Consider the following 24,871-nt stretch of genomic DNA (forward strand, 5'->3'; position numbering starts at 1 on the left):
TATCATAGCCAATTCACCCTCTCACTGTACAAAATATTAAATAGTTTGTTCGCTAGATTAACGACATTTAGCCGAATATTGTTATAATTAAACTATTAATCTAATTCTGAAGGAGTGGGCTTCATGCAAATCAAACTAATTTCAACCAGTGACGTTCACGGCTACTTAGCGCCCACTGATTATAGCCAACGTGATCACGTCGCTCCATTTGGGCTCAGTCGTGCCGCCACCATCATTCAACAACTCACACAAACAGATAACGATGCCGTTTGGCCGATCGTTGTGGATAACGGTGATTTTGTGCAAGGCTCACCATTAACGTATTTTATTGCCCGTCAACATCAAGAGGCCGCGCCTTTATACTCACGCTTAGCTAACCGTAACCAAGTTCAAGTCGGCGTGTTTGGCAATCATGAATTCAACTATGGTCTTGATTTCTTGGACTTATGTGAATCAGCCCGTCACTATCCCATGCTGGCTGCCAATATTGAAGATACTCATCACCGCACCTTATTTGCCAAGCCCTACACCATCCTAGAACGGGCTGGCGTCAAAGTCGCGATCCTTGGATTAACCACCCAATTCGTTGGCCGTTGGGAATTACCGGCGCACTTAGATGGCTTGAAATTCCATGATGTCGTTGAAACCGCCAAACATTATGTGCCTAAATTACGTGAATTAGCTGATGTCGTCGTAGTTGCTTACCACGGCGGGTTGGAACGTGATCCACAAACTAACCAACCGACTGAACGTTTAAACGGTGAAAACCGCGGGTCTGCCTTATTGAACGAAGTGCCTGGGATCGATGCTTTAATCACTGGTCATCAACATCGGCGTTTAGCCGTTAAAGTCAATGGTGTCCCTGTAACACAACCCGGTATGAAGGGCAGTAACGTTGGTTTGATTACATTGAACTTAAACGACCAACGCCAAATCATCGCCAGCCAAGCTGACACCATCAGTACCGCTGATGCCATTCCTGATGCAGCAACGATGGCGTTAATCAAACCGGTTAACCACCAAATGGAAGATTGGCTCGATACGCCACTAGGCACCATTAACGGCGATATGTTAGTCCACGACCACTTGCAGGCCCGGTTACATAACCATCCCTACCTCAACTTTATCAATCAGGTAGAAATGGCGGCAACTGGCACCGACATTGCGGCAACCGCACTTTTTAATGATGATGTCCCTGGGTTAAAACCAAACGTGACACTGCGTGAAGTCATGAATAGTTACGTTTATCCTAATAAACTCGCAGTTGAGACTATTACGGGTAAAGATTTACGCCACGCTTTAGAGCGTTGTGCCGGTTACTTTCTTTTAAAAGATGGGCACGTGATTGTTAATCCGGAGTTCTTGCATCCAAAACTACGACATTATATTTATGACGTTTACAGTGGCGTTGACTATACTTTCGATTTAACACGACCACTGGGGCAGCGTGTGGTTCAATTAGATTATCATGGTCAAGCGATCCAACCTGATCAACCATTAACGGTCACCTTGAATCATTACCGCGCTGGTGGCGGTGGCAATTATCCCATGTATAACACCACCAAAATTGATCGCCAGTTACCAACTGACATGACCGTACTAATCGCCGACTACTTTGCTAAACATCCAGTCGTCACGGCCACTCAACCGACTAACTTTAAGGTGATTTACTAACGGTTGAAAGTTACTTTTACCCATAATCGCCAATCAAAAATAGACTAACTTGCCACCTACCGTTCGCCCACATTGATCCGGAACACTGTGGGCGGACCGGTTCAGCCGAAAGGCGGTCTGAACCGTCGTTTTGAACCGCTAAACCCGCGTTTCAACAGCGCCAAGCTCTAAGCGATAAATCGCTAAGAGCTCCCACGGCTGGGCTCAATGTGAGCTCACTCTTGGTTACAATGGTTTCTGAATTAATTAGTGTCCGCAAGTAACCGGAGTCAACCAGTGATGGCGCCGGCAGAATCACTGGCTGACGGAGGTGGCTAATTTCGTTTTCAACTTTTATTAAGCCGCATAAAAAATGCGCGTCCAGTTTGTGTGGACGCGCATTTCGTTTATCAGCTGATTAAGTTTTAGAAATTAACCGTATCAGGGTCGTTGGCTAAACCAGCAACACCACGTAAGCCATCAATTGTCGTCATATCATCGGCACTGAGTTCAAAATCAAAAATTTCAGTATTTTGAGCAATCCGATCAGCATGAACAGACTTTGGCAATGGTAAGAAACCATGTTGAAGTGACCAGCGTAAAACCACTTGTGCCACTGACTTGTCATACTTTTGTGCCATCGTTTGTAATGCTGGCACATCAAAGATCTTACCGGTACCAAGTGGACTGTAAGCTTCAGACAAGATGTCATGCGCATCGTTGTAAGCCACGATTTCCGGTTCCAAATCGCTAGGATTCAAGAAAATTTGGTTTACCGCTGGAATAACTTTCGCCGTTTTAAGTAACGCATCTAAATGCTTAGGACGAAAGTTCGAAACGCCAATGGCACGAACTTTACGTTCAGCGTACAATTCTTCCATTGCCCGCCAAGTATCAGCATTTAATTGTTCCCAACTATCACGCATCGCCGCTGGATTAGGCCAATGGATCAAATAGAGATCAACATAATCTAACCCTAACTTTTCCAGTGAGGTGGCTAAGGCCGCTTTGGTTTGATCATAACCATGATCAGCGTTCCATAACTTAGTTGTGACAAATAAGTCTTTACGAGCAACGCCACTATCAGCGATCGCTTTACCAACACTTTCTTCGTTGCCATAAGCAGCGGCAGTATCAATGTGCCGGTAGCCGGCTTTCAAAGCAGCTAAAACAGAATCATACGCCACTTGACCATCTGGTGTTTGCCAAGTGCCAAAACCAACGATTGGAATCTGTGTGCCGTTATTGAGTTCATAAGTATCGGTTAGTTTAGTTAACTGTGTCATCTACAAAACCCTCCTGTTTTTAATTACACGCTAAGTTTACCGGTTATGCCGCGCCAATCACAAGTAAACTGTTTCAAACCACTGCTATTTTTTAGGTTTCGTGAGAAAATAAATCTATCTAAGGAGGCCGTTCTCGTGGAAAAAACCAATTTAGTCATGCAAACAACCTTATTAGCTGGCGCTATCCTGCTTGAAAATGGCGCAGAAATTGCTCGTGTTGAAGATACGATGCAACGAATCACCACCAACGCAGGCTATCCCGATGCCCAGATTTTCGTCTTGTTAACCGGGATTACGGTTGCACTGCCAGCAGTGCCTGCTAGTCAAGTTCGGGCAATTCATCGACGCGGGATGGATCTGGAAAAAGTCGATCAAGTAAATACGCTCTCACGCAAATTTGCGGCACATACGTTAACCTTATCAGAATTTTCTGCGGCCCTAACGCGCGTAAATCAGGCCGTCCCCACCTTTCCATTTAGTTGGCTCTTACTGGCGTCATTAGTCGTCAGCGTGACGTTAATGGTCGCTTTTACGGGTCATGCGTCACCGGCTAATCTCATCACGTGTGCGTTAGCTGGCGGCATAGGATTTAGTGCTTTTGACCGGCTCAATCATCACAGTCCGTTGCGATTCTTAAGTGAATTTGTGGGCGCCTTTCTCATCGGCTTAGTCACCCTTGCCGGCCACTATCTCGGACTCCCTGATTATCACGCCGATGCCATCATTATTGGCGCCATCATGCCGTTAGTGCCTGGCGTGGCGATTACCAATGCCGTTCGTGATACGATGACCGGTAATTTATTGAGCGGTCCTGCTCGCGCGATTGAGGCCATTCTCTCGGCCAGCGCGATCGGTCTCGGGATTGCATTAACATCATTTTTCTATTAAGGAGGTCGCCACATGGGACATTGGTTAGTCACCACCGGCTTACTGCAAACGCTACTCGCCTATTTAGCGACCGCTGGCTTTGGCGTCTTGTTAAACATTCCACGGCGCGCCGTTAATTTAAGCGGCTGGGTAGGTGCTGCCGGTTGGCTCACTTATGAAGTGCTCTTTCAGTTGTTACCGACGACTGTCGATATCAAACTCGCTATTGGTAATTTAGTAGCCGCGGTCGTCATCGGCGTTGCCAGTGGTTTAGCAGCTCGTTATAAACAGATGCCGATGATCATTTTTAATATTCCAAGTCTCGTGCCACTCGTCCCTGGGGGGCAAGCTTATCGCGTGGTCCGTAACCTCGTGACTGGACATCCACAACTTGCCACGCACTATTTGTCACAAGTCGTCATTATCGCCGGCGTCATTGCCATTGGGTTTTTAATTGCGGAGTTCTGCAATCATTTATTTTTACATTTCAGCCATTAAAAACAGCATGCTCGCTAACGGATTTCTGACACACGTTTTATTTGGAGACTAAAGGTTGAAAGCTACTTTCTAGCAATAATCGTTGATATGATAAGCATTCATCGATCAAAACTAGTCATACTTGCCGCCTACCATTCGCCCACATTGAGCCGGAACGCTTGTGGGTGGACTGGGCTCAATGTGGGCTCACTCTCGGTTATATTAGTGATTGATTAGTCTCTGCGATACAACCGGAGCCAGCCAGTGATGGCGCCGGCCGTGAAAATATCGTTAGTCTGGGTGATTTCCCCGGACTTTACGATATGGACGACTTTTGAGACTAGTGGTTTTGCTAGTCTCAAAAGCAAGGTGGATGCCCGCATTTTGGCTGGAGCCGGTCCCCACAGCCGGCAGAATCATTGGCTGGCGTAGGTGGGTGATCAATCTAGCATGGCTTAAGTCAATTCTAGTAAAGCTTTTACCATCATACTTAACTTTCAGCCTTTAGTTGGAGATCAAAAAAAGCGTCTGGGCTTGTCCCAAACGCTTTTGCTGTTTTTAATGAATGAAGGCGAAGTAGCCAATCACTAAGACCCCTAGGACAATTCGATACCAGCCGAACGCCTTAAAGTCGTTTTTCTTGATGTAGTCGAGTAAGAAACGAATCGACAAGTACGCCACCACGAAGGAAACAATGACCCCAACGGCTAAGACCATCCCTTGCAACCCCGCAAGTGAGTTGCCATGATCGAAATACTTGTAAAGTTTCAAGAGTGACGCCCCAAACATCGTTGGAATCGCCATAAAGAATGAGAATTCAGTTGCCACATACCGTGACGTCCCAATTAAGATCGCCCCTAAAATCGTTGCGCCTGAACGTGACGTCCCTGGAATCAATGATAATAGTTGGAAAACCCCGATGAATAAGGCAGTCGTATAAGGCAAGGTCCGCAAATCCCCAAATTTAGGGGTTAAGGTCTTATTGTGGTTTTCAATCACGATGAACAAGATCCCATAAATGATCAAGGTTGCTGAAACTACCGCCCAGTTCATCAAATGAGCATCCATCCAGTCATTTAACGGTAATCCGATAATGACCGATGGAATTACGGCCAAGATCACTTTACTCCATAACACCCATGTATCACGCTTTTCCACGTTACTCTTACGTGGTGACAATGGATTTAACTTATGGAAGTAGATGACGACCACCGCCATAATGGCCCCCAGTTGAATGACCACATTGAACATATCAGTAAATTGCGTGGATTGTTGCATCTTAATAAATTCATCCACTAACACCAAATGTCCTGTAGAACTAATCGGTAAGAATTCGGTAATCCCTTCAACAATCCCCAAGATTACCGCTTTAATAATATCTAACACAAGTTGAATTCCTTTCTGTTGACGTGATTACCAATCGCAATCACTAGTTTAAGCTCACAAACCCTTTTATTATAGCAATCCCAATGCAACGTGAATAGCACAATTAAGTAAGGATTCAGTAAAGATTAGGCCGATAAAGCCTGTAAAGCCGCTGTATAAATCGTTTTCGTCCGCTCATCAAAACAAACAATCTCAATGCGTTGAATCATCGTGGCTGTCGTTTGAGCCGTGGTGAACAAGGTCTGTACCGCGATGGCTGCCGCTAATGGCAATGGAAAGTGGTAAATCCCCGTACTGATAGACGGAAAGGCCACTGTTTGACAACCGTTCGTTGCCGCCAAATTAAGGCTATTGCGATAACTATTGGCTAGTAAGGTTAACTCTTGCTGGGTACCGCCATGCCAAACGGGACCTGGCGTATGCACCACAAATTTAGCCGGTAAGTTAAAACCCGGCGTGATTTTAGCCTCCCCCACTGCACAACCATGTAACGGCCGGCAAGCCGCGAGTAGCGCTGGTCCAGCGGCTCGATGAATGGCACCATCCACACCACCACCGCCTAATAAACTGGGATTAGCCGCATTGACGCTTGCATCGACTGCCATCGTGGTAATATCACCACGAATCACCTCAATGTTCACCATCCTTAGCCCTCCTGCAAAATCAGCTTCACGCTCACCATTGCTTGTTGCTTAAGTTGCAAGACGTTAACAGCTTGTTTCGCCAGTAATTGTAGCCCACTCCGAACCTGCATTAAGCTTGTCGCTGTTTCAGCAACGGTGGCTGGTAATTGTGACGCCACCGGACTCAATAGGCCCACCAAGCGGGTCTGCAGGGCCGCATAGATTGCTTGCGTTTGATTAGCAATTAACGTGTCATGACCGCCAATTTCAGCCATGGTATTTACCAGTAAACAGCCGCTGGGCCAACGATCACTTTGCGCGGGTAACAACAGACAATCTGCTAAAAGTGCCGCTAACGGAGTTCCCAACGCTTGATCACGTTGAATTAATTGCGTTAACAGCTCATCTAATACGAGTTGATATTGTTGTAAACTCCGCCGCAAAGCCACGGACTTATTGCGATATTGTCGATAGAACTGTGACCGCGATAGCTGACTAGCTGTCACCAAATCCGCAATGCTTGTCTGCGCATAGCCATTTTGCCAAAACTGAATCATAAGTTGTTCAGTTACTGCCGCTGCCGTTAATGTCGTTTTACCCATTACCGAAACCTCCTAATCACTAATCAAAATCTGAATACCGCGGACAATCGACCAAAGGTAGCTCGCTAAAGCCACTAGTCCGAGTAATGCGAGTAAGATCACGACTAACCAACCACTCTTACTTGCATCTTGCCAATAAAAGCCAGTCACACCAATCATGACCAACGCACCGATACCAAGAATGGCGGGAATGAGTTGTAACCAAAAGGCCCGTCCTGCTGTCCGTCGAATTTCTGGTTGATCCCCAGTTAATACCCAAACAATTAATGGAAATAATACCGGCAGGAACAAAACACTCAAGTAACTTAAACTATTAATTACACGATAGCGTGTCATCGTTAACCCCTCCTGTCATTTAGTTACCCCGAGTATAGCGAATCTCATCCGACACGGCAAATCTTAAAGAACCGCTTAAATTGTTTAGTAAACCGTCAAGTTTAAGCGCGGGACATAATGGTTCTTTGAAAATCTGCTATAATTCAAGGTGCATTAGTTAAACTGCGGAGGAAAAAACATGCATAAACAACGCCATTTTAAATTCAAATGGGTCGGCTTATTGGCCACCTTATTAATCAGTTTTGCTGGTTGGCAACTAACCTCACATGCTGATGACAGTTCCAGTGACACACCAATCGTCACGTTAGGCTCAAGTTTAACAAGCTCACAAAAACAAGGTACCATCGACACCTTAACAGCCAGTTTGGACGACAGTAGTAACTACCAAACGTTAACCGTTAACGGTGATACGTTGGTCAAATATCTAAACCCATCTGGTGAAAGTTTCACTAGTAGTTCAGGCGTCTGGTCTAGTGCCATGATTCAAAAGACGAGTTCTGGTTCTGGGATCAACGTCAAGATTTTAGACTACAACGGCAGTAATAACATCACCACCATTACCGCTAACCAATATAAAAACGCGGCTTTAACCGCTGGGATTGCTGATGCTAATATTTACATCACGTCGGCCACCCCGATTGATGGTTCCGGAGCTTTGGCCGGGATCTATGCCGCTTATGCTAAGAGTGGTAACAGTTTGAATACCAAGCAAGTTAGCGCCGCGCAAAATGAATTGAGTACCTTAAGCGGGATCACTCAAGCCAATAAAGGCAAGTCCGGTTATACCGATGCGCAATTAAATAATGCCGTTGCCGGTGCCAAACAAGCTATGGCGAAGAAAGGCAGTAACGTCACTAAGAGTGAAATTACCACCATCGTTAACAATCAAATTACCAATAATAACTTAACTAATGTGATCACCAATAACCAAAAGACACAAATCATTAACCTGTTAGTCAAAATTCGTGATTCTGGCGCTTTGAATTCATCAAGCTTCAAAACTCAAGCCAGTTCGTTAATGAAAAATATTCAGTCAAACGCTAAAGGTATTTTTAGTAAATTAAATACCCAAGAAAATCAAAACGCTTTGCAAAAGGTTTGGTCCTCAATTACCAATTTCTTTAGTTCTATTTTCAAATCAATTTTTGGTTAACTAAAACCTAAAATGGCCAGTCTGCTAATTGTAGACTGGCCATTTTAATTCTTAACTAAAGATTGAACATTAAATCGGCCGATCAGAAGTAGATCATCTTGCCGCCTACCGTTCACCCACATTGAGCCGGAACGCTGTAGGCGCAACTTCACTGAACACAAAAAGCGCCGTTATCCAAGACTCTTAACTTGGACAACAGCGCTTTTTAAAATGATAATCTAATTTAATTAGGCTTCGCGCTTAATTTCAGTAAAGTTTGGTTTTTCGACTTGCTTAGTATCAGTACCTTCATTGACAAACTTGTCCATGAATTCTTCAACTAAGTCTAACGTTTGATATTGTTTAGCTAAGTTGAAAGATTGGGCCCAAGCACGATTCCGTTGTAACAATTCAGAGAAGACCACGTGTTCAACCCGCGCACCTTCAGGTGTTAGCTTCAAAACTTTGTTACGACGATCATGATCTTCGGCTTCTTGGTATAAATAATCTTTCCGTAATAAGCGGCCGATTAACCGTGAAATAGCTGAACGCGTTACGCCATGAGTTTCCGCAATATCCATCAAACGAATCTTGCCTTTAGCTTCGGCAATATCATAAAGAATGTAAAATTCGTCTAACGTAATCCCGTGCTCCGTGGCTGGTTCCGCAAACATGTCAGATAAGTTCTTGAAGCCGTGTAAATACATGTGGCTAAATCGGTTGAAAAATTCCATATCTTCATTCATAATTAAAAATCTCCCTTTCAATCCAAAAGTCGAATTAGTCAGTTAAAATCTTCATAATTCGTTCCAAAGTTATTTTAAAATTAGTAAGCGTCTTTTATCATTTCCCCGATTTAAAGTGTACTAGTATATTTTACGAAATACAAGGATTTTAGGTTATCTTTTATATTAAATTTTTATTTCAGCGCTTAAGTCAATCGTGGCATGTGCATGCAAGTACGTGATGAACTGCTGGAAGTACCGATCGGTGTTATATTTTGCGGTACTTAGGTAAACACGGTCGATTTTTTGGCGATCTTCACCTATCAGTAGATAAAAGGCTTGCGCAATATTTTCCGCAATGCCTTCCACGCTAGCATGCAATAATTTGCGTTTAAAAAAGACTGCCATACCGCCTGATACAGCAAAGTTGATGGCATATCGAATCACTGACGTTTCACCGGCAACCCCGATAGATTCCAGCCAGTCCAGACTCACCAAAACCAGCTCCGTTGTCAACTCTGGATTTTCAAAAATATCCTTAATAAAGCTTTCCATTTTAGGATTTTCATCTAAAGTCCGCAGTAAAAAACTCATTTGAATCATCGTTCGTTGTTCTGGCAACAGATTAGTGAGCTGTTCATTACTATAAATAAAGGCACTCAACATTAGCTCATTGAGCATCGTACTTAATAAAACAATCTTCTTTGGAAAATAGTGTTGGAGTAATGATTTACTGATATCACAAGCTTCCGCGATATCTTTCATTTGAACATTGTCATACCGTTTCTCAGCAAATAATCGAAAAGCCGTATTCACAATCTCCATGCGTCGTTGCGTATTACGTTTCCGTGGCACTACTTTCACCCCTCTGTAACTTTAATGGTTAATCAAATTAACCAGCTAAACCATTCTAGCATACGAATGAGTTAAAACCGGCTAATTACCCGTTTTTCATACTTTATAAGCTATACTAATATAGTTTTCAATGCAAGCTGATTCGACATAGTTTAACTAAAAAAACAGGATATAACAGTGACTTAACAAATAATGCTCAATAATTATCATAATTTTCAAACGCCGTTTTTAATCCCTCACGGCAGTAAATCAACTGGTTTTTCAGCCAATCTACATCAATCGACAATAGTTGATATCATCATAAATAAAGCGCTTTCAATAACGACTTTTGTGGTAAAATTAAACTATTCAAAGTGATAGGGAGGCAGTCAATATGAGTACACAAAATGCATATCCATTAGCCGATATCGGGCGGAATAATCCGATTTTTTCACAAATTCGTTCTACTGTTGAAACCGCTTTTTACGCAAATAACATGACATCAATCCCAGACGTTGCCACTGCTTATAAATTAGCCGCTAAAGGTCCGGGTACCGTGAAAACGGATTTGCCAATTTATCGACCAACTGACATGGGCTTACCCGCCGATGCAACGATGCTCGTCGAGAATACTGGCAAAGTCGTTGGCCGGACCGCTCAAGCTCGTCGTATTTTAGGCGATGCTGGCGTTGATGAAGCCGATATGGCTGGTCGACTACGCGAAGCGATTTACCGGTCACAAACCGAATCCTTCATTAAGACCGATGTTGTCGTTGGACTCGACGAAGACTTCATCGTCCGAGCCCATTTAGCTATTCAAAGTAACTATGCGAATAATTTACTCTCTTACATGCTCAACTTCCAGCCCATTACACAACATTATCAAGACATGTTTGATCAATCCGTGGCGTACCCTGAAGGCGACATTTACATTTATGCTGACCCAACCTATCATGATCCTGATTATCCCGATGGATTAGCGATTTTTGATCCAAAACATAACGTCGCTGCCATTCTCGGGATGCCATATTTTGGTGAACTAAAGAAGTCAACACTAACTTTGGCTTGGTCGATTGCCCATCGCCATGGTTATGTGGCCTGCCATGGTGGTTTAAAGGCTTTCCACTTTAAGGACAAGTCCGATCAAGTCTTCGCCATGTTCGGTTTATCAGGTTCTGGCAAATCAACGTTGACCCATGCGAAACATGGTTATAAATATGATATTACGGTGTTGCATGATGACGCCTTCGTGATCAATCGACAAAATGGGAGCTCGGTTGCTTTGGAACCTTCCTATTTTGACAAAACTAATGACTATCCAATGAGTTCAACGGAACCAAAATACTTCATGACAATTCAAAATGTGGGCGTCACTTTAGACGACCAAGGTCGAAAAGTGCTCGTCACCGAAGACCTGCGCAACGGCAACGGTCGGACTATTAAGTCCCGTTACGCGTCAACCAATCGTGTGGACAAGGAAAATGCCCCAATCAATGCAATTTTCTGGATCATGAAAGATGATAGTTTACCACCAGTGATCAAAGTGGATGACCCCGTACTCGCGGCAACTTTTGGCGCAACCTTAGCCACTAAACGGAGTTCTGCTGAAAACCTCATTGGTGACGTTGATCGTAATGCTTTGGTTATTGAACCCTTCGCTAATCCATTCCGAGTTTACCCATTATCGGAAGATTACCATGATTTCAAAGCACTGTTTGAAGAACGCCATCTCGATTGCTACTTGTTAAATACCGGCTCATTCGGTACTCACAAAATTCCAAAGGAAATCACGCTCGGTGCCTTAGAAGCAATCGTTAACAATACCACTGAATGGGAATCTTTCGCTGGTTTGGATCATATGCAAAACTTAAAACTGGCTGATTTCCCCGTTGACTACAACGATCAAGCCTATCGCGATTTAGTGGCGACTCGATTAAATATTCGGTCAAACTTTATTGATCATTATCAACATACCCACAATGATCGATTACCTGATGAAACCACCAAAGCTTTACTGAAATTACAACAAGAATTAACAAAATAGGAAGTTGCCATTCATTCCAGCCCCGTTTTTTATGAATTAAGGTTATAATGAAGTTATCAGTTACAAGCACTGAACTTTTACGAATCTAATAATCGGGGTGAGGAGCATGGAACTACCATTAAGTCAGTTGTCCGAAAAAATCATTGCTTTTGAACGGGAACACCATTTAACCGACAATGATTTGGCCTTTGGCAGTCAACTATCAGTTGAACGCATTCACAATATTAAATCTGGTGAATTAACGCCAACACAAGAAGAAGTTCAACTGTTGAAAAAATTTATGAATAGCAAAGCTTAATCACACAAAAAGGCCCCCAATTGGGAGCCTTTTTTTGATCTCGATTTTAACGAATGTGGATCGCAAAACTTGGGGTGAAGTAGGCCGTACTCTTAACTGAGACGGTTTCACCATAGTCAGGTGATGCAATATACTTCCCATTACCTAAGTAAATCCCAACGTGATAAGGTGCTGAATCAGAACCCCAGAAAATCAAATCGCCAACTTGGGCTTTGCTAAATGAAATATGGGTCCCAGCAGTCGCTTGCGTATAGGTCGTGCGACCAATCGTAATGCCGGCTTTAGCATAGGCGGCTTGCGTAAAGGCAGAACAGTCCATTTCTTCATACGGCGTCCCTAAGTAAGAATAGGCCGCTGAAACAATCGCACTCGAACTAACCGTTCCAGTCGTTGCAGTTGTACTAGTTGAACTTGAACTACTAGTTGTTGAACTAGTCGCTGTTGAATTCGTGCTCGTTGAGGCACTTGAACTAGCCGTGCTAGCACTGCTTTGTGCGGTGCTAGTCGTTGAACTAGTTGCAGCGCTACTAGTTGCTTGGCTAGCAGTTGTGGTGCTTGACTGGCTAGCGGCAGTTGAACTAGCTTGACTAGTAGATTGCGTCGTTGTTTGACTCGCACTGCTACTACTTTGACTCACCGCACTGGTTGAACTTTGGCTAGCGGCACTACTGCTAGCACTCGTGGTACTTGTGGCCGCACTACTTGAGGTAGCACTGGCCGTTGACGTTGAGCTGACACTAGCAGCGCTCACACTACTTTGACTCGCCGTACTAGTCGTACTTTGACTAGCGGCACTCGTGGTTGAACTCGACTGACTCGCACTAGTGGTTGATGATGAAGTTGTCGCCGCTTTAGCGGTTGACGTGGTCGTCGTATCACCGGTTGGAATCGTAATTTTATGCCCAGCAATAATTAAGTTGGCATCGGTTAAATTATTTTCAGCAACAATTTTCTTAATTGAAACATGATACTTTTGTGAATAGTTCCAAACGGTGTCTCCCGATTGGATGGTAAAGGTATCGGCGTTGGCCACCCCTTGGCCGGCCACTAATAGGCCTGCTAAAGCGGCCGTTCCTAACATAACTGATTTTACTTTAATGATGATTCACTCCAAAACAAGAGAGTCACGCATATGTACTTCAAGCCACCTTCTATCCTACTCAGCTTGTGTTACATCGGCGTACCAGTTAAATAACAATATGTTACAAAAGATTAACAGTATGATGGAGTTCTCGATAAAAAAAGAGTCTGACGCCTTTAGTCAAACTCCACTTTTGCTATCGATTAATCAGTCGCCTGGTCAGCGTGATGACGGCGAACCCGTGGTAGCCCTAGTAGCCAACGAATATCATTTCCGGTAAAATTCAATTTTAAAACATCTGCTTCGGTTGCCCGTTGATACATTGATGCAATCACTTGGTCACCTAAGTCGATGACACGGGTGGCAATTGCAGGTTCAAATAAATATTGACGGGTCGCATCCACAACCGTGGTGACCATAAAAATCTTAGTCGCTTGATCAAAAATATCGGTCTTCGTTTGTGCTAATTGGTCAGTTTTAAACTGAGTGTAAGCTTGATCAAGGACTTGCGTTGCTTGTTGCGTCAATCGTGTTGGTTCGGTCATCATGAAGCCCCCTTTTTAGATTATCCTTATTTTAACGGGCCCGACTTCGTTTGGCTATTCTCAACCCTTTATTTCACGGATTAATTTGCTATACTGAGTTAAGTTAGGGAGGAAAATGAATTGACCAACGAAAATGATCGCTATTATCAACCAACCGACATCAAAGATGCCTTACAAACGATTCAAAAACTATTTAATTCTTATACCGATGCGCCCTTAACCCCAGAATTAATGGCTTATCATCAAAAGCTCAGTCAACAACTTCAAACCAACTTATTGCCCTTAGCCAAACAACAAAAAAATCAGCTGCGTGTCGACCAAATTAACAGCATGGTCACGGTCATGCAAGATTGGTTAAAGTTGCGGTTAAATGGCCAAGTATTTAACGGTAAGATGCAACACTTTAAATTTGTCAGCAACTCGAAAACGACCTTTAAGCGTCGTGTGCACAAAATCAAAGGTAGCCAGAATCACCGTTCTAGCCGCCATTAAGTTATTTGGGAACGCTTGCTAAAACTTAAATTTGTTGTATACTGAAATAGTACTCGGGCCCTTAGCTCAGTTGGGAGAGCGCCTGCTTCGCATGTAGGAGGTCGTCGGTTCAAATCCGGTAGGGTCCATCAAAAAAAGTCATTGTCCGTAAAAAACGGCGATGACTTTTTATTTGGATCTAACTAGATTATCCAACATTTCGATTGATCTCAATAATCGTACATCTTTGTATCTTTTCGTTTCGTGCCTTAAAATTATATTGAAAGTGATACTGTAGTCTGTACTAAAAGTTATCCACAGGATATTCATTAAAACTGGTCGATTTCGACCAGTTTAGAAAAGGACGTGTTTTCAATGCCCCGAGAACATGCATCAATTGACGTTCAAGGTACTACTATTGATTTATTTAATGACGGCACCAATAATAGTGACTTTATCAGCCTTACCGGTATTGCTAAATATAAATCTTCAGATGCTCCAGCAGATTTAATTAAAAATTGGCTTAGAAATAGAAGTACACTTGAATTCTTAGGAATTTGGGAACAAATGAATAATTCTAATTTCAATAATAAACTATTCACCCAAATCCTCTCTGAGGCCGGAGCCAATTCATTTATTATGTCTCCCAAAAAATGGATCACACTTACACAAGCAACTGGTATTACCTCACAACCTGGACGCTACGGCGGTACTTACGCACACTCAGATATCGCTTTTGAATTTGCATCCTGGATCTCTCCTGAATTTCGACTTTACCTGATTAAGGATTATCAACAGTTGAAGCGGAGTTCCGAAAGCCATTTCAATCTTGATTGGACATTAAATCGAGCACTTTCAAAAGCAAATTATCTTCTTCATACTGATGCGATTAGAGAAACACTTATCCCACAAAAATTAACATCCCAAGAAGTAAAATTTACCTATGCTAACGAAGCTGATCGTCTCAATATTGCATTATTTGGTGTTACAGCATCTGAATGGCGTACCGCACATCCAGACTCCAAAGGAAATATCCGTGACAACGCTACCATAGAACAACTTTTAGTTTTAACTAACCTTGAAAATCTAAATGCACAAATGATCTTAGACAAAGTTTCCAATGAAGTTAGAACAAAAAAACTCAATGATATTGCTCGGCATCAACTTCAGACGTTTATTCAAAATAAAACGACCACAGAAAACATTAGACGTATTGAAAAAAATAAATAACCCCTTGCCTTTTTTACTGTGAGTACAACCAATAGCACCTTTATATTTCTGTGAATTTGAGTCATCGTCCATAAAATGGGCACTAAAAATCTGTTGCCAGTAATCAAGATCGGTCTTGATTACTGGCAACAGATTTTTAGTGTTGATTTTTCTGATTGAAATAAGTCATAAATTGTTGCTGAAAGTGATTTAAAGTTTGTTTTTGGGTATAACATAAATTAATATCTGCAACAATCGTCGGTGTAATTGGCAAGACTACCAGCTCATCGTCCACCACCAATTTTTCCATTAGCAGTGAAACACCTAGCCCCTTTTTAACAAAGTTCAAAATATTTTCAACAATCCGATCGGCATAAATCACATTAGGCGTAAATCCATTTTCCTGACAAAGCTTGACACATAGGTCATATGGGCGTGAGTGTACTGGCTGAAAAATAAAGTCCTCTTGTGCTAGTTGTTTAATTTGAATACTCGTTTGTTGCGCTAACGGATGCTGACGTGGTAGTACCGCAACTAGATGATCTTCCATATAAGGAACTTGCGTCAAATCGGTCGTATTTTGCACATCCTTGATGAACGCAAAATCAATTGTTTGTGCCGCCAGCATCTGTTCCAATTCTTCCGACGGCGCCGTCTTCACCTGACACCGAATATGCGTCTTAGCAATAAACCCCGTAATTAAATCCAGAATGCCATATTCATTAATGGATGGAATCCCCCCGATAACTAGCCTCTCATCCTCTGCATGCCGCCGATTGATTTCATCTGTTGCTTGTTGAGACAAGGTATTAATTTTCAACGCATATTTTAAATAAATCTCACCATAAGCCGTTAAGTTAACCTGCCGCGTTGTTCGTTCAAATAGTGTGACCCCTAACTCTTGCTCTAAATGCATAATCCGTTTTGAAAATGATGATTGCGAGATATAACACGCTTCGGCTGCGGCTGAAAAGCTTTGATATTGTGCCAATGCTAGAAAGTTATCTAGGTATTTTAAATCCATTTTCTTCCGCTCCTAACTCATTTATTCACGTTGGGAATAAGTATAGTCAGACTTAGAATTGCTTGTCAACGGTTTCAGTCACATAATATTTAATAAAGAAAGCGATTTCAGTCAAACGAAAGGCGTGTTTTATTTTGAATGAATCTTTAAAAGCCGGCTTTGGTAAAGCCAGTATTGATTTTAACCAATCAGATCTACCGATTCGTGAATTTGCCGCTAAGATGGATGACCTATATGTCCGAGTTATGCTGATCCATGGTCACCAAGACTTTGCGTTAGTGTCATTCGATCTAACATCCTTAACCAATGCAGCAATTGATCAATTCAAGGCTCAGGTCATTGCCTTAACGGGGATTCCAACCGAGAACATTTGGATTACCGTTACCCATACTTTTGCCGCCCCACATTTACCTAGTCAACCGGATAAAGCCCCACAACCCTATAGGCTGATCTTTGATAAGTTAACCGCCAGCTTATCTGCTAGCTGTATCGCAGCACAACAAAACCAGCAACCCGTCCAGATCGGTTCGGCCACAGTTGATTGTTCCTTAAACGTTAATCGCAATCTATTAACTACGGATGGCTGGTGGCTCGGTCGTAACTTTCAGGCTTACTCAAATCATCAATTACGGGTGCTCGCCTTTAAACAAGCAACTGGTCAAACACATTTAATTGTTAATTATGATATTCAACAAAGTGTTTTAGATCACGTCACTGATGATCACAATCAACGCATGATTTCGAGTGATCTAATGGGCTATGGCCTAAAATCCTTTGAAACTAACGACCAAGTTGCCATCTTTTTACCTGGTGCTGCTGGTGATCAGCGCCCGCTATTCGTAGGTGACGCTGAGCAGCCATTTGCAGTGGCTAAAGCCTATGTCGCCGAGCAAGGGGCCATCGTAACTGAGCGATTACAGCATGCATGCCAGGCCATCGACAATTGGCAAGCTCTCACGCAACTAACCCTGGTCACTCAGGCAATCCAGGTGCCCACACAGGTTCAAGAACTAACCACTTTTGAACTTAAACCAACCCATCACTACAACTTTGAAGCGGCGGGACAGACCATGCCACTTAGCGTGACTGCGTTATGTCTCAACCAGCATCTGATTGCCGGCACACAACCGGAACTTAACAGTGCTTTTGCTAATCAATGTCGTGACGCTTTAAACACCAACGCGACAACAATGGTGGTCACTTTAATTAATGGTGGCGCAAAATATTTACCGACAGCTTTAGATTATCAACGGATCACGTATCAGGCCATGAACACACCACTGGCTCAAGGTGCTGATCAGTTAGTGCTCCAAACATTTGCGCAAGTTGGCGCTCAAATTCGAAAGGAGGTTGACCACTCATGTTAGTTGGCCATGCCCGCAAAGATATCACTCCTACTGAACCATTTTATTTATTAGGTTATAAAACCGATTTACGAAATCAACCGGCAAAAGGTGTTCACGATCACATCTTCATCAATGCACTACTCTTTTACGATGAAAAAGGCGATGAATGTTTTCTAGCTACTGGTGACTTACTAGAAATCGAAGATGTTGTTGCCGCTGATATTCGTCAAAAAATTAGCCGGCGCTTCGGAATTGCAATGGATCACGTTATTATTGGCGTCACTCACGACCATCATTCAGTCCGCGATTACCATCGGACTTGGGAATTTGGCAAATTCAGTCAAAGTTACTATGACTTTTTTATTAATAGTTTTGTCACGGCCTTTGAAGATTGTCGTGAAACCCTCACTGATGTCACGGTTCAATATGGACAACGGGAAGTTTTAGGCTTTTACAGCAACCGTAACCATGCCAATAAACCCGCCGACAACGCCGTCAGCGTCATTAAATTCTTGCAAGATGGCAAGCCCGTTGCCGGAATCGTGAATATGGCGGTCCATTCAACTGTACTAGGTCCAGATAATCAATACTTAACCGCAGATTTGGCGGGTAACACTTGTACTAAACTCGCTGATGACTGGGGATTCTTCCCCTTAATGTTGATTGGTTGTGCCGCCGATTCAAGTAACCGCTTCGAACGTCAAGGTCGTGATTTCGCTGAATTAGAACGAGCATCCAGTGGCCTAGCCGCTGCGATTTCACAAATTCAAACGCCTAAGACTTTGCAGCTAGGTAAAATTCGGACCTTGACGTTAAGCCATGAGGTTGTTAATGACAAGGCCAATTATGACCAAGACTTGCAGACCATGATTGCCAACTTACAAAATGGTGCCGTTAAGTCAGTCGGCTCGCAACCGATTGAAGCCGTTATCGAAAAGTGCACTGATCAATTAGCTCAGCCGCAATTCCACGACCTGCTCAGTCTACAGCTGTTAGATATTGGCGACTTACGCCTCTTCGTTTTTCCGGGTGAATTGGCATCGGCTGGTGCTAAGCTATTACGTGCCTCAACGGATAAGACCGTCTTAGTTGCCGGTTATTGCAATGGTTTCCACTACTATTTTCTGCAAGCACAAGATTACGGGCTATCTTTTGAAACCATTGGTAATCCGGTTCCTGCTGGGACCTTCGAAGAAATCATTGCCAAATTCGTTAGCGGTAGCTACTTATTAGATGCTTACGAACAAACTAAATAGGTCTTAACGAGTCATAATCGGGACTCCCTGGTAAATAAGTCGATTATTGGATGTCACTTTTAACCGATAAAAACAACAATTTAAGGGGTTGTCAAAAATGGATTATAAACCATTAGCCAAAGAAATATTAAGTCAGATTGGCTCAAAAAATAATGTCAAAAGCATCACCCACTGTGTGACTCGCGTTCGTTTCGTGCTAAAGGATGAAAGTTTAGCTCATGATGAGGCAATTAAAGCGCTAGATGGCGTTTTGGATGTTGTCAAACAAGGTGGGCAATATCAAGTTGTCATTGGCCCTAGTGTCGCTAAAGTTTATGATGCCATTTTAGACGTGGCTAAATTTTCAGACGATGTCATCAACGGTGGCGAAACTAGTACGTCCACTAATAATGACGAAGACGAACAAAAGGGTTGGCTCAGCAAAGCGCTAGGCCTAATTAGTTCCATCTTTATTCCAGTCCTTGGCCTCTTATCTGGGGCTGGGATGATCAAAGCCGTCGTTTCCTTATGTACCGTTACCGGGCTCATGTCGACAACCGGCGGGACCTACATTATTTTAAATGCGCTTGGCGATACACTCTTCTACTTTTTCCCCGTTATCATTGGTTGGAGTGCCGCTAAACGGTTCGGTCTTAAAGAAATCTATGGGGTAACTTTGGGTGCCTTCTTAGTTTATCCAACCCTAGTTTCCGCCGCCAGCAGTACAGCCGTTACAACGATTTTCAAAGGCACTATCTTTGCTTTGAAATATAAAATGACCTTTATGGGTATTCCAGTTGCCTTGCAATCATATTCAAGTACCGTTATTCCCATTATCATTATTGTCTGGTTTGCCAGTTACGTTTATAAATACTGCGACAAAGTTATTCCTGATGTTTTAAAAATGGTCTTCGTTCCCTTCTTTACCTTACTCATTGCAGGTGTTTTAAGCTTAATTATTATCGGCCCAATCGCCATGATTTTACAAAACATCTTAAGTGATACGGTGCTTTGGTTAGTTGGTCTGAACAAAGGTGTTGCTGGATTCTTCCTAGGTGCCTTCTGGAGTATTTTGGTGATGTTTGGTCTTCACTGGGCGGTTATTCCGTTCTTTGCCATCGATATCGCCCATTACGGTTATGATGTCATCAACCCGTTGATTTTCTCTGGTGCGCTAGCTGTCTTAGGGTCAACTTTAGGCGTGGCCATTCGCGCTCGTGAAGAAAGCGTTCGTAGTATGTCCGTTGCCGCTGCTATCTCAGCTTTCTTCGGTATTAATGAACCAGCGCTATACGGGGTTTTGATTCCACGTAAACGGATTATGATTACCTCCTTCTTGGGTGCTGGGATTGGTGGTGCCATCGCTGGATTCGCTGGTTCTAAATTATACGAATTCGGAGCTAATGGTCTTTTAGGCTTACCATGTTTTATTAATCCTAAAGGAATTGATGCTGGTTTTATCGGTTTATGTATTAGTGGCATTGTTGCTTTTGCCTTCACCCTAATTACTGCGCTTATTATTGGTGCTAATAAAGATGCTAAAACCAAGCCAGCCAAGATTAATCCGGCCGACCACAGTGACGTCTATGCCCCAGTTGCTGGTGAAAGCTTTGATTTAACCACCGTTAACGATGATGTTTTTTCTAAATTAACATTAGGTGATGGGATTGCCATTACCCCCTCTGAAGGCAAGGTCTATGCCCCAGTTTCCGGGATCATCCGAGTGGCTTATCCAACTGGTCACGCTGTTGGGCTCGCCAGTGATGATGGTGAAGAACTTTTAATCCATATTGGGATTGATACCGTTAACCTTGAAGGCAAACATTTCAACCTTCATGTTAATCAAGGCATGCGCGTTAAAAAGGGCGATTTACTGGTCGACTTTGATTTGCCAGCCATTCAAGCTGCTGGTTACGATCCAACCGTCATGCTGATTGTCACTAAATCAGCACAACTTAAAGATGTGATGCCGGTCCAATTCGGCCCCGTCACTAATACGACAAAAGTTCTAGCCGTTGACTTACAAGATCCAGCCACCATTACTGATACTGCAATGGTTAATGATTAAAAACAAGGAGTGTTTACTATGATTATCGATGCCAACGTCTACTGGCTACCAGCTGAATTATTCACTGATGAACAGCTACAACAACGATTCATCCAAGCGGTCGACAATGGCCACGATGCTAAAGCCACAGTTAGTACGCTAACCGATGGCACTAAAAAGATCGTCATTGAACAACCGATTGGACAAAGTAGCTTAGACTACTTCCAAAATGATTACCAACTAACGAAGCAATTAGCTGATATGGATGCCGGTCAGGTCGACCAAGCGATCTTAAAGCTACCAGGCTGTCAAGCTTGGTTACCACTTGATTTATGTAAGGTTTTCAACCGTGCCGTCGCTAAACACATTCAGGCAAGCCACGGTCGTATGTCGGCTTTAGCGACGGTACCACCCTATGCAACACCCGAAAACTTAGCCGAACTCGATTACTGTATTGATGAACTTGGTTTATCTGGACTACAATTATCAACGCATTATGCCGATGGTTATTTAGATGACCCTGCTTATCGGTCATTCTTCCGGCACGTGGCAAAACGGCATATTCCCGTATACGTCCATCACTCACCAGTACCAATTGAGTACGAAACCATTAAGGACTACGAAAACTTGCGACGATCGTATGGCCGTTGTGCTGATCAAATCATCGCCATTAGTCGTGAAGTTTTCAGTGATCTTTTCGCAGAACTTCCGGACTTAAAACTCATTCATTCCATGTTAGGCGGCGGCTTCTTCACTTATAAAACCATGCTGTTACCACATGATTCTGGCAATGGTCGTTTTGACACTGATAACTCAGCTGTTCAAACACGGTTTGAACAAAACATTTATTACGAATTATCGCACGCCCAACCATGGGGGCCTGACAATTTAGCAATTGCGATTAAAGTCTTGGGTGCTAAGAATGTTATCTACGGTTCATCTTATCCAGTCAAGGATGTTTGGATGACTGCAGGGCCGGCCATGATTCAAGACTTACCTATCGATCAAGCAGTTCGCCAACAAGTCCTGGGTCAAAACGCTCAGACTGTTTACCAACTTTAGTGTTCTATAAAATCTCGGCAGTAATTTTGCCGGGATTTTATGCGTCTCTTCTGCTATAGTAGCCTTAAAGCGCTTTAATTAAGGAGGCCATTTTCATGGCAAACCACTACTTACATAACGTTCAAGGGCTATTCGATACCATTGCCCCCAATTATGATCGGATGAACAATATCATTAGCTTAGGGACTCATCGACATTGGCGGCGTCAAACGATGGCACAAATCCACCTCCGCCCTACTGATCACGTCCTAGATCTTTGCTGTGGTACCGGTGACTGGACGATTGCCCTGGCCCAAGAGTTGACCGCGACCGATGGCGTCATCGGCTTAGATTTTTCCGCACCCATGCTAAAAATCGCGCAGCAAAAAGTGCATCAAGCCCACGTTGACAAGCAAGTCTGGCTACGTCGCGGCAACGCGATGCACTTACCGTTTCACGACAACCAATTCGATGTCGTCACCATTGGTTTTGGCTTGCGAAACTTACCAGACAAAGTGCAAGGATTAGCCGAGATTTATCGAGTGTTAAAACCTGGCGGCCAACTCATTTGCCTAGAAACATCACAACCAGATCAGCCACTCATCAAACCCGTTTGGCAATGGTACTTCACCCGTGTCGTCCCATGGTTTGGTCGTTTATTTGCCCATCAATATCAGGAATATGCTTATTTGCAAGAAACGACCCGGCACTTTGTCAGTTATCGCCAGCTCGTGACCTTATTCCAACAAACCGGCTTCACCCAAGTCCATTACCAACGCTTTAACTTCGGGGCGGCGGCCGCACACTTTGGCACCAAGCCGGCCACAACGGAGGTTCATCATGACTAGTTTAACTGATTTAAATCGTTGCTTAGCCTGGTTAACCGCCCCAGCAAAGCCTTTAGTGCACGTTGACGGCCTAGTGCTATGTGGTAATAGTTTACCGATTACCGCCACAACAGCGGCCAAAATCGCCATCCAAACGCAATTGCCAGCAGTTATCATTGCGGGAGGCATCGGACATGCAACCAAATATCTACGGCAAAATTTGCACGTTGACAATGACCTTAGCGAAGCCGAACTGATGGCACAATTAATGCGTGACGCTGGTTATCAAGGCGACCTATTACTTGATAAAACCTCAACCAATACCGGTGCCAATGCGCTAAATACCCGCGCGTTAGCACCCAAAAGTTGGCAACAGGTTTTACTGGTACAAGATCCATTATTGGCTTACCGAACGCAATTAACATTTGAGCAAGTTTGGGGACCCACGACGCGATTTAGCCGTGTCTTACCGCAAGATTTCCAGCTAACCCAACTTGATCCCCTTACTTTCGTTGACACGCCAGCTTATCAAAACGCTTGGCCACCTGCCTACTTTACCGAACTTTTATTAGGTGAACTTCAACGTTTGTGGGATACCCCCACTGGTTATGGGCCAGCCGGTGCCAATTACTTCCGACACGTTGATTTACCAGCACTCGTTTTAGCTGCCTATCAACGATTATTAGCGCAACCTTTAACTCGAGAACGTTAAAAAAGTGACTGCCAGAATTTGGCAATCACTTTTTTAGCTTAGGCTTTAAATAACGTTGGATACAGTTGTGTTAGTGTCGCTGCAACCTGTTGACCGGCTACTTTTGAGCCCGCCAAGTCTAAATGTGTCTGATCGGTCTTGGTTAACGACCAATCAGCGGTTTCGATAAGATCGATGTCGTTAAAGGTCGGCACAACTTGTCGAATCACACGGTCAAACCGTTGACTAAATGGAATCAAGACCGCCAGTCGACTATTAGGATACAACGCTTGAACTTGATTTAAGAATTGACTGAACGCTTTCGTAAATCCGGCTGCGCCCGCTAAACCATCGTTTGTCCCCACATTAATAACAACCACATCGGTTGGTGTTGGTTGCCAAGTTGTTTGCGCATCTAACATCGTCATTGCATCTGGTAATGTTGGCACACCACCTTTGCCCGCTCTCGTTAAGCCAATCGCACTATAGGCCACCCGAACATCACGCGCGTTCAACAAATCACTCGCAATGGCGGCATAGTTCGCTTCGCCACGATAATCTGTCGCTGGCGTCCGTCCTGCTACCCAACACCCGGCTGTAATTGAATCCCCCAGCCAAGTAATACTGTGCTGACCTGGTTTAATCGCGGCTAATTCACCGTCTGTTTGTAACGCCTTAATCGCAAAACCCGCATTTCCCGTCCAAACTTGATCATCATCGGTATTGCCACTCATGACGACCCGAATAATATGGCGCTGACCATCTAACATCAATCGGTATGGCAAGTCGGCCACTGCCACCCGTTGATAAGGCAAGCCATCAATTTGAATGGCTAACCAACTACTACTTGGCGTTGTCTTCAATACATCCACAATCACATAAGTCGCTTGTTGGACTTGAAACCAAAAGGCTGCTCCTAAATTTGTGGTATACATTACCGGCGTTTGACCAATCGTTTTGGCCACCCAGCGGCCTTGAAAATAAGCTGTCGTCACTGGATTGTTAGCCGTTGTTTGTGCATAATCCATTCACTTTTCCTCCAAGTTTTTAGTTAAAATCCGTAAACTTGATAGCCATCAAGTTCTAATCAA

Annotated in this window: 25 protein-coding genes and 1 tRNA gene; 15 read left to right on the forward strand and 11 right to left on the reverse strand. The window is 43.5% G+C overall.

What is annotated here, in order from left to right; all coding sequences use genetic code 11:
* The first annotated feature begins 123 nt into the window (after nt 1-123).
* Nucleotides 124-1,674 carry a bifunctional metallophosphatase/5'-nucleotidase gene (locus FFM84_RS05155; protein ID WP_130844681.1) on the forward strand — a complete coding sequence of 517 codons (1,551 nt, stop codon included), beginning with the start codon at nt 124-126 and terminating at the stop codon, nt 1,672-1,674.
* Nucleotides 1,675-2,078: 404 nt separating this feature from the next.
* Here FFM84_RS05155 and FFM84_RS05160 read toward each other — a convergent pair whose 3' ends face one another.
* Nucleotides 2,079-2,939, reverse strand: a complete 861-nt coding sequence (locus FFM84_RS05160; protein ID WP_130844680.1) for an aldo/keto reductase — start codon at nt 2,937-2,939, stop codon at nt 2,079-2,081.
* Nucleotides 2,940-3,095: 156 nt separating this feature from the next.
* Between FFM84_RS05160 and FFM84_RS05165 the strand changes: the two genes are divergently transcribed.
* Both FFM84_RS05165 and FFM84_RS05170 read left to right on the forward strand, forming a co-directional pair.
* Nucleotides 3,096-3,827: a threonine/serine exporter family protein gene (locus FFM84_RS05165; RefSeq protein ID WP_371852221.1), complete on the forward strand. Its 732-nt coding sequence runs from the start codon at nt 3,096-3,098 to the stop codon at nt 3,825-3,827.
* Between the two features lie 12 nt (nt 3,828-3,839).
* The gene (locus FFM84_RS05170) at nt 3,840-4,304 is read left to right on the forward strand and encodes a threonine/serine exporter family protein (protein ID WP_130844678.1); all 465 of its coding nucleotides are present in this window, start codon (nt 3,840-3,842) and stop codon (nt 4,302-4,304) included.
* Between the two features lie 537 nt (nt 4,305-4,841).
* On the opposite strand, the gene FFM84_RS05175 is transcribed toward FFM84_RS05170, so the two are convergent.
* From FFM84_RS05175 to FFM84_RS05190, 4 genes are all read right to left on the reverse strand, one after another.
* On the reverse strand, nt 4,842-5,669 hold the full coding sequence (locus FFM84_RS05175) for an undecaprenyl-diphosphate phosphatase (protein WP_130844677.1): 828 nt from the start codon (nt 5,667-5,669) through the stop codon (nt 4,842-4,844).
* 125 nt (nt 5,670-5,794) lie between these two features.
* Entirely contained in the window at nt 5,795-6,313 is a 519-nt protein-coding gene (locus tag FFM84_RS05180; protein ID WP_130844676.1) for an O-acetyl-ADP-ribose deacetylase, read from the reverse strand.
* 2 nt (nt 6,314-6,315) lie between these two features.
* Nucleotides 6,316-6,894 carry a TetR/AcrR family transcriptional regulator gene (locus FFM84_RS05185; RefSeq protein WP_130844675.1) on the reverse strand — a complete coding sequence of 193 codons (579 nt, stop codon included), beginning with the start codon at nt 6,892-6,894 and terminating at the stop codon, nt 6,316-6,318.
* Nucleotides 6,895-6,906: 12 nt separating this feature from the next.
* A complete protein-coding gene (locus tag FFM84_RS05190) occupies nt 6,907-7,230 on the reverse strand; it encodes a magnetosome magnetite crystal formation protein family (RefSeq protein WP_130844674.1) in 324 nt (107 codons plus the stop codon).
* A 178-nt stretch (nt 7,231-7,408) separates the two neighbouring features.
* Between FFM84_RS05190 and FFM84_RS05195 the strand changes: the two genes are divergently transcribed.
* On the forward strand, nt 7,409-8,383 hold the full coding sequence (locus FFM84_RS05195; RefSeq protein WP_130844673.1) for a DUF1002 domain-containing protein: 975 nt from the start codon (nt 7,409-7,411) through the stop codon (nt 8,381-8,383).
* Between the two features lie 227 nt (nt 8,384-8,610).
* On the opposite strand, the gene FFM84_RS05200 is transcribed toward FFM84_RS05195, so the two are convergent.
* The gene (locus FFM84_RS05200; RefSeq protein WP_130844672.1) at nt 8,611-9,108 is read right to left on the reverse strand and encodes a MarR family winged helix-turn-helix transcriptional regulator; all 498 of its coding nucleotides are present in this window, start codon (nt 9,106-9,108) and stop codon (nt 8,611-8,613) included.
* A 165-nt stretch (nt 9,109-9,273) separates the two neighbouring features.
* Nucleotides 9,274-9,912, reverse strand: a complete 639-nt coding sequence (locus FFM84_RS05205) for a TetR/AcrR family transcriptional regulator (protein ID WP_165444485.1) — start codon at nt 9,910-9,912, stop codon at nt 9,274-9,276.
* Between the two features lie 403 nt (nt 9,913-10,315).
* On the opposite strand from FFM84_RS05205, the gene FFM84_RS05210 reads away from it, so the two are divergent.
* Nucleotides 10,316-11,965, forward strand: coding sequence for a phosphoenolpyruvate carboxykinase (ATP) (locus FFM84_RS05210; RefSeq protein WP_130844670.1), 1,650 nt, complete (start codon nt 10,316-10,318; stop codon nt 11,963-11,965).
* A gap of 106 nt (nt 11,966-12,071) precedes the next feature.
* Nucleotides 12,072-12,263: an LBP_cg2779 family protein gene (locus tag FFM84_RS05215; RefSeq protein WP_130844669.1), complete on the forward strand. Its 192-nt coding sequence runs from the start codon at nt 12,072-12,074 to the stop codon at nt 12,261-12,263.
* Nucleotides 12,264-12,309: 46 nt separating this feature from the next.
* Here the strand turns inward: FFM84_RS05215 and FFM84_RS05220 are convergent, their stop codons facing one another.
* Together FFM84_RS05220 and FFM84_RS05225 are read right to left on the reverse strand one after the other, a co-directional pair.
* Nucleotides 12,310-13,344, reverse strand: a complete 1,035-nt coding sequence (locus FFM84_RS05220; protein WP_130844668.1) for a C40 family peptidase — start codon at nt 13,342-13,344, stop codon at nt 12,310-12,312.
* Nucleotides 13,345-13,547: 203 nt separating this feature from the next.
* Nucleotides 13,548-13,889, reverse strand: a complete 342-nt coding sequence (locus FFM84_RS05225) for a hypothetical protein (protein ID WP_130844667.1) — start codon at nt 13,887-13,889, stop codon at nt 13,548-13,550.
* 120 nt (nt 13,890-14,009) lie between these two features.
* Between FFM84_RS05225 and FFM84_RS05230 the strand changes: the two genes are divergently transcribed.
* The 3 genes from FFM84_RS05230 to FFM84_RS05240 all read left to right on the forward strand — a co-directional run bounded on the left by FFM84_RS05230 (nt 14,010) and on the right by FFM84_RS05240 (nt 15,590).
* The gene (locus FFM84_RS05230) at nt 14,010-14,381 is read left to right on the forward strand and encodes a hypothetical protein (protein WP_130844666.1); all 372 of its coding nucleotides are present in this window, start codon (nt 14,010-14,012) and stop codon (nt 14,379-14,381) included.
* 55 nt (nt 14,382-14,436) lie between these two features.
* Nucleotides 14,437-14,509, forward strand: a tRNA-Ala gene (locus tag FFM84_RS05235).
* 226 nt (nt 14,510-14,735) lie between these two features.
* A complete protein-coding gene (locus tag FFM84_RS05240) occupies nt 14,736-15,590 on the forward strand; it encodes a KilA-N domain-containing protein (RefSeq protein WP_130844665.1) in 855 nt (284 codons plus the stop codon).
* A 136-nt stretch (nt 15,591-15,726) separates the two neighbouring features.
* Here the strand turns inward: FFM84_RS05240 and FFM84_RS05245 are convergent, their stop codons facing one another.
* A complete protein-coding gene (locus FFM84_RS05245) occupies nt 15,727-16,593 on the reverse strand; it encodes a LysR family transcriptional regulator (protein ID WP_130844664.1) in 867 nt (288 codons plus the stop codon).
* A 134-nt stretch (nt 16,594-16,727) separates the two neighbouring features.
* On the opposite strand from FFM84_RS05245, the gene FFM84_RS05250 reads away from it, so the two are divergent.
* The 6 genes from FFM84_RS05250 (at nt 16,728) to FFM84_RS05275 (ending at nt 23,801) form a co-directional block, all read left to right on the forward strand.
* On the forward strand, nt 16,728-17,960 hold the full coding sequence (locus FFM84_RS05250; protein ID WP_130844663.1) for a hypothetical protein: 1,233 nt from the start codon (nt 16,728-16,730) through the stop codon (nt 17,958-17,960).
* Nucleotides 17,954-19,195, forward strand: coding sequence for a neutral/alkaline non-lysosomal ceramidase N-terminal domain-containing protein (locus tag FFM84_RS05255; RefSeq protein WP_130844662.1), 1,242 nt, complete (start codon nt 17,954-17,956; stop codon nt 19,193-19,195). The genes FFM84_RS05250 and FFM84_RS05255 overlap by 7 nt, the downstream gene beginning before the upstream one ends.
* A gap of 97 nt (nt 19,196-19,292) precedes the next feature.
* Nucleotides 19,293-21,242: a beta-glucoside-specific PTS transporter subunit IIABC gene (locus FFM84_RS05260; protein ID WP_130844661.1), complete on the forward strand. Its 1,950-nt coding sequence runs from the start codon at nt 19,293-19,295 to the stop codon at nt 21,240-21,242.
* 18 nt (nt 21,243-21,260) lie between these two features.
* Nucleotides 21,261-22,283: an amidohydrolase family protein gene (locus FFM84_RS05265; protein ID WP_130844660.1), complete on the forward strand. Its 1,023-nt coding sequence runs from the start codon at nt 21,261-21,263 to the stop codon at nt 22,281-22,283.
* Nucleotides 22,284-22,378: 95 nt separating this feature from the next.
* Complete coding sequence (locus tag FFM84_RS05270; protein WP_130844659.1) at nt 22,379-23,110, forward strand: demethylmenaquinone methyltransferase; 732 nt, start codon at nt 22,379-22,381, stop codon at nt 23,108-23,110.
* Entirely contained in the window at nt 23,103-23,801 is a 699-nt protein-coding gene (locus FFM84_RS05275; protein WP_130844658.1) for a YdcF family protein, read from the forward strand. Before FFM84_RS05270 ends, FFM84_RS05275 begins: the two co-directional genes overlap by 8 nt.
* Before the next feature lie 38 nt (nt 23,802-23,839).
* On the opposite strand, the gene FFM84_RS05280 is transcribed toward FFM84_RS05275, so the two are convergent.
* Nucleotides 23,840-24,808: a GDSL-type esterase/lipase family protein gene (locus FFM84_RS05280; protein WP_130844657.1), complete on the reverse strand. Its 969-nt coding sequence runs from the start codon at nt 24,806-24,808 to the stop codon at nt 23,840-23,842.
* Nucleotides 24,809-24,871 lie beyond the last annotated feature (63 nt).

The sequence above is a fragment of the Lactiplantibacillus mudanjiangensis genome (genome assembly GCF_005405385.1).
GTDB classification, from domain to species: domain Bacteria; phylum Bacillota; class Bacilli; order Lactobacillales; family Lactobacillaceae; genus Lactiplantibacillus; species Lactiplantibacillus mudanjiangensis.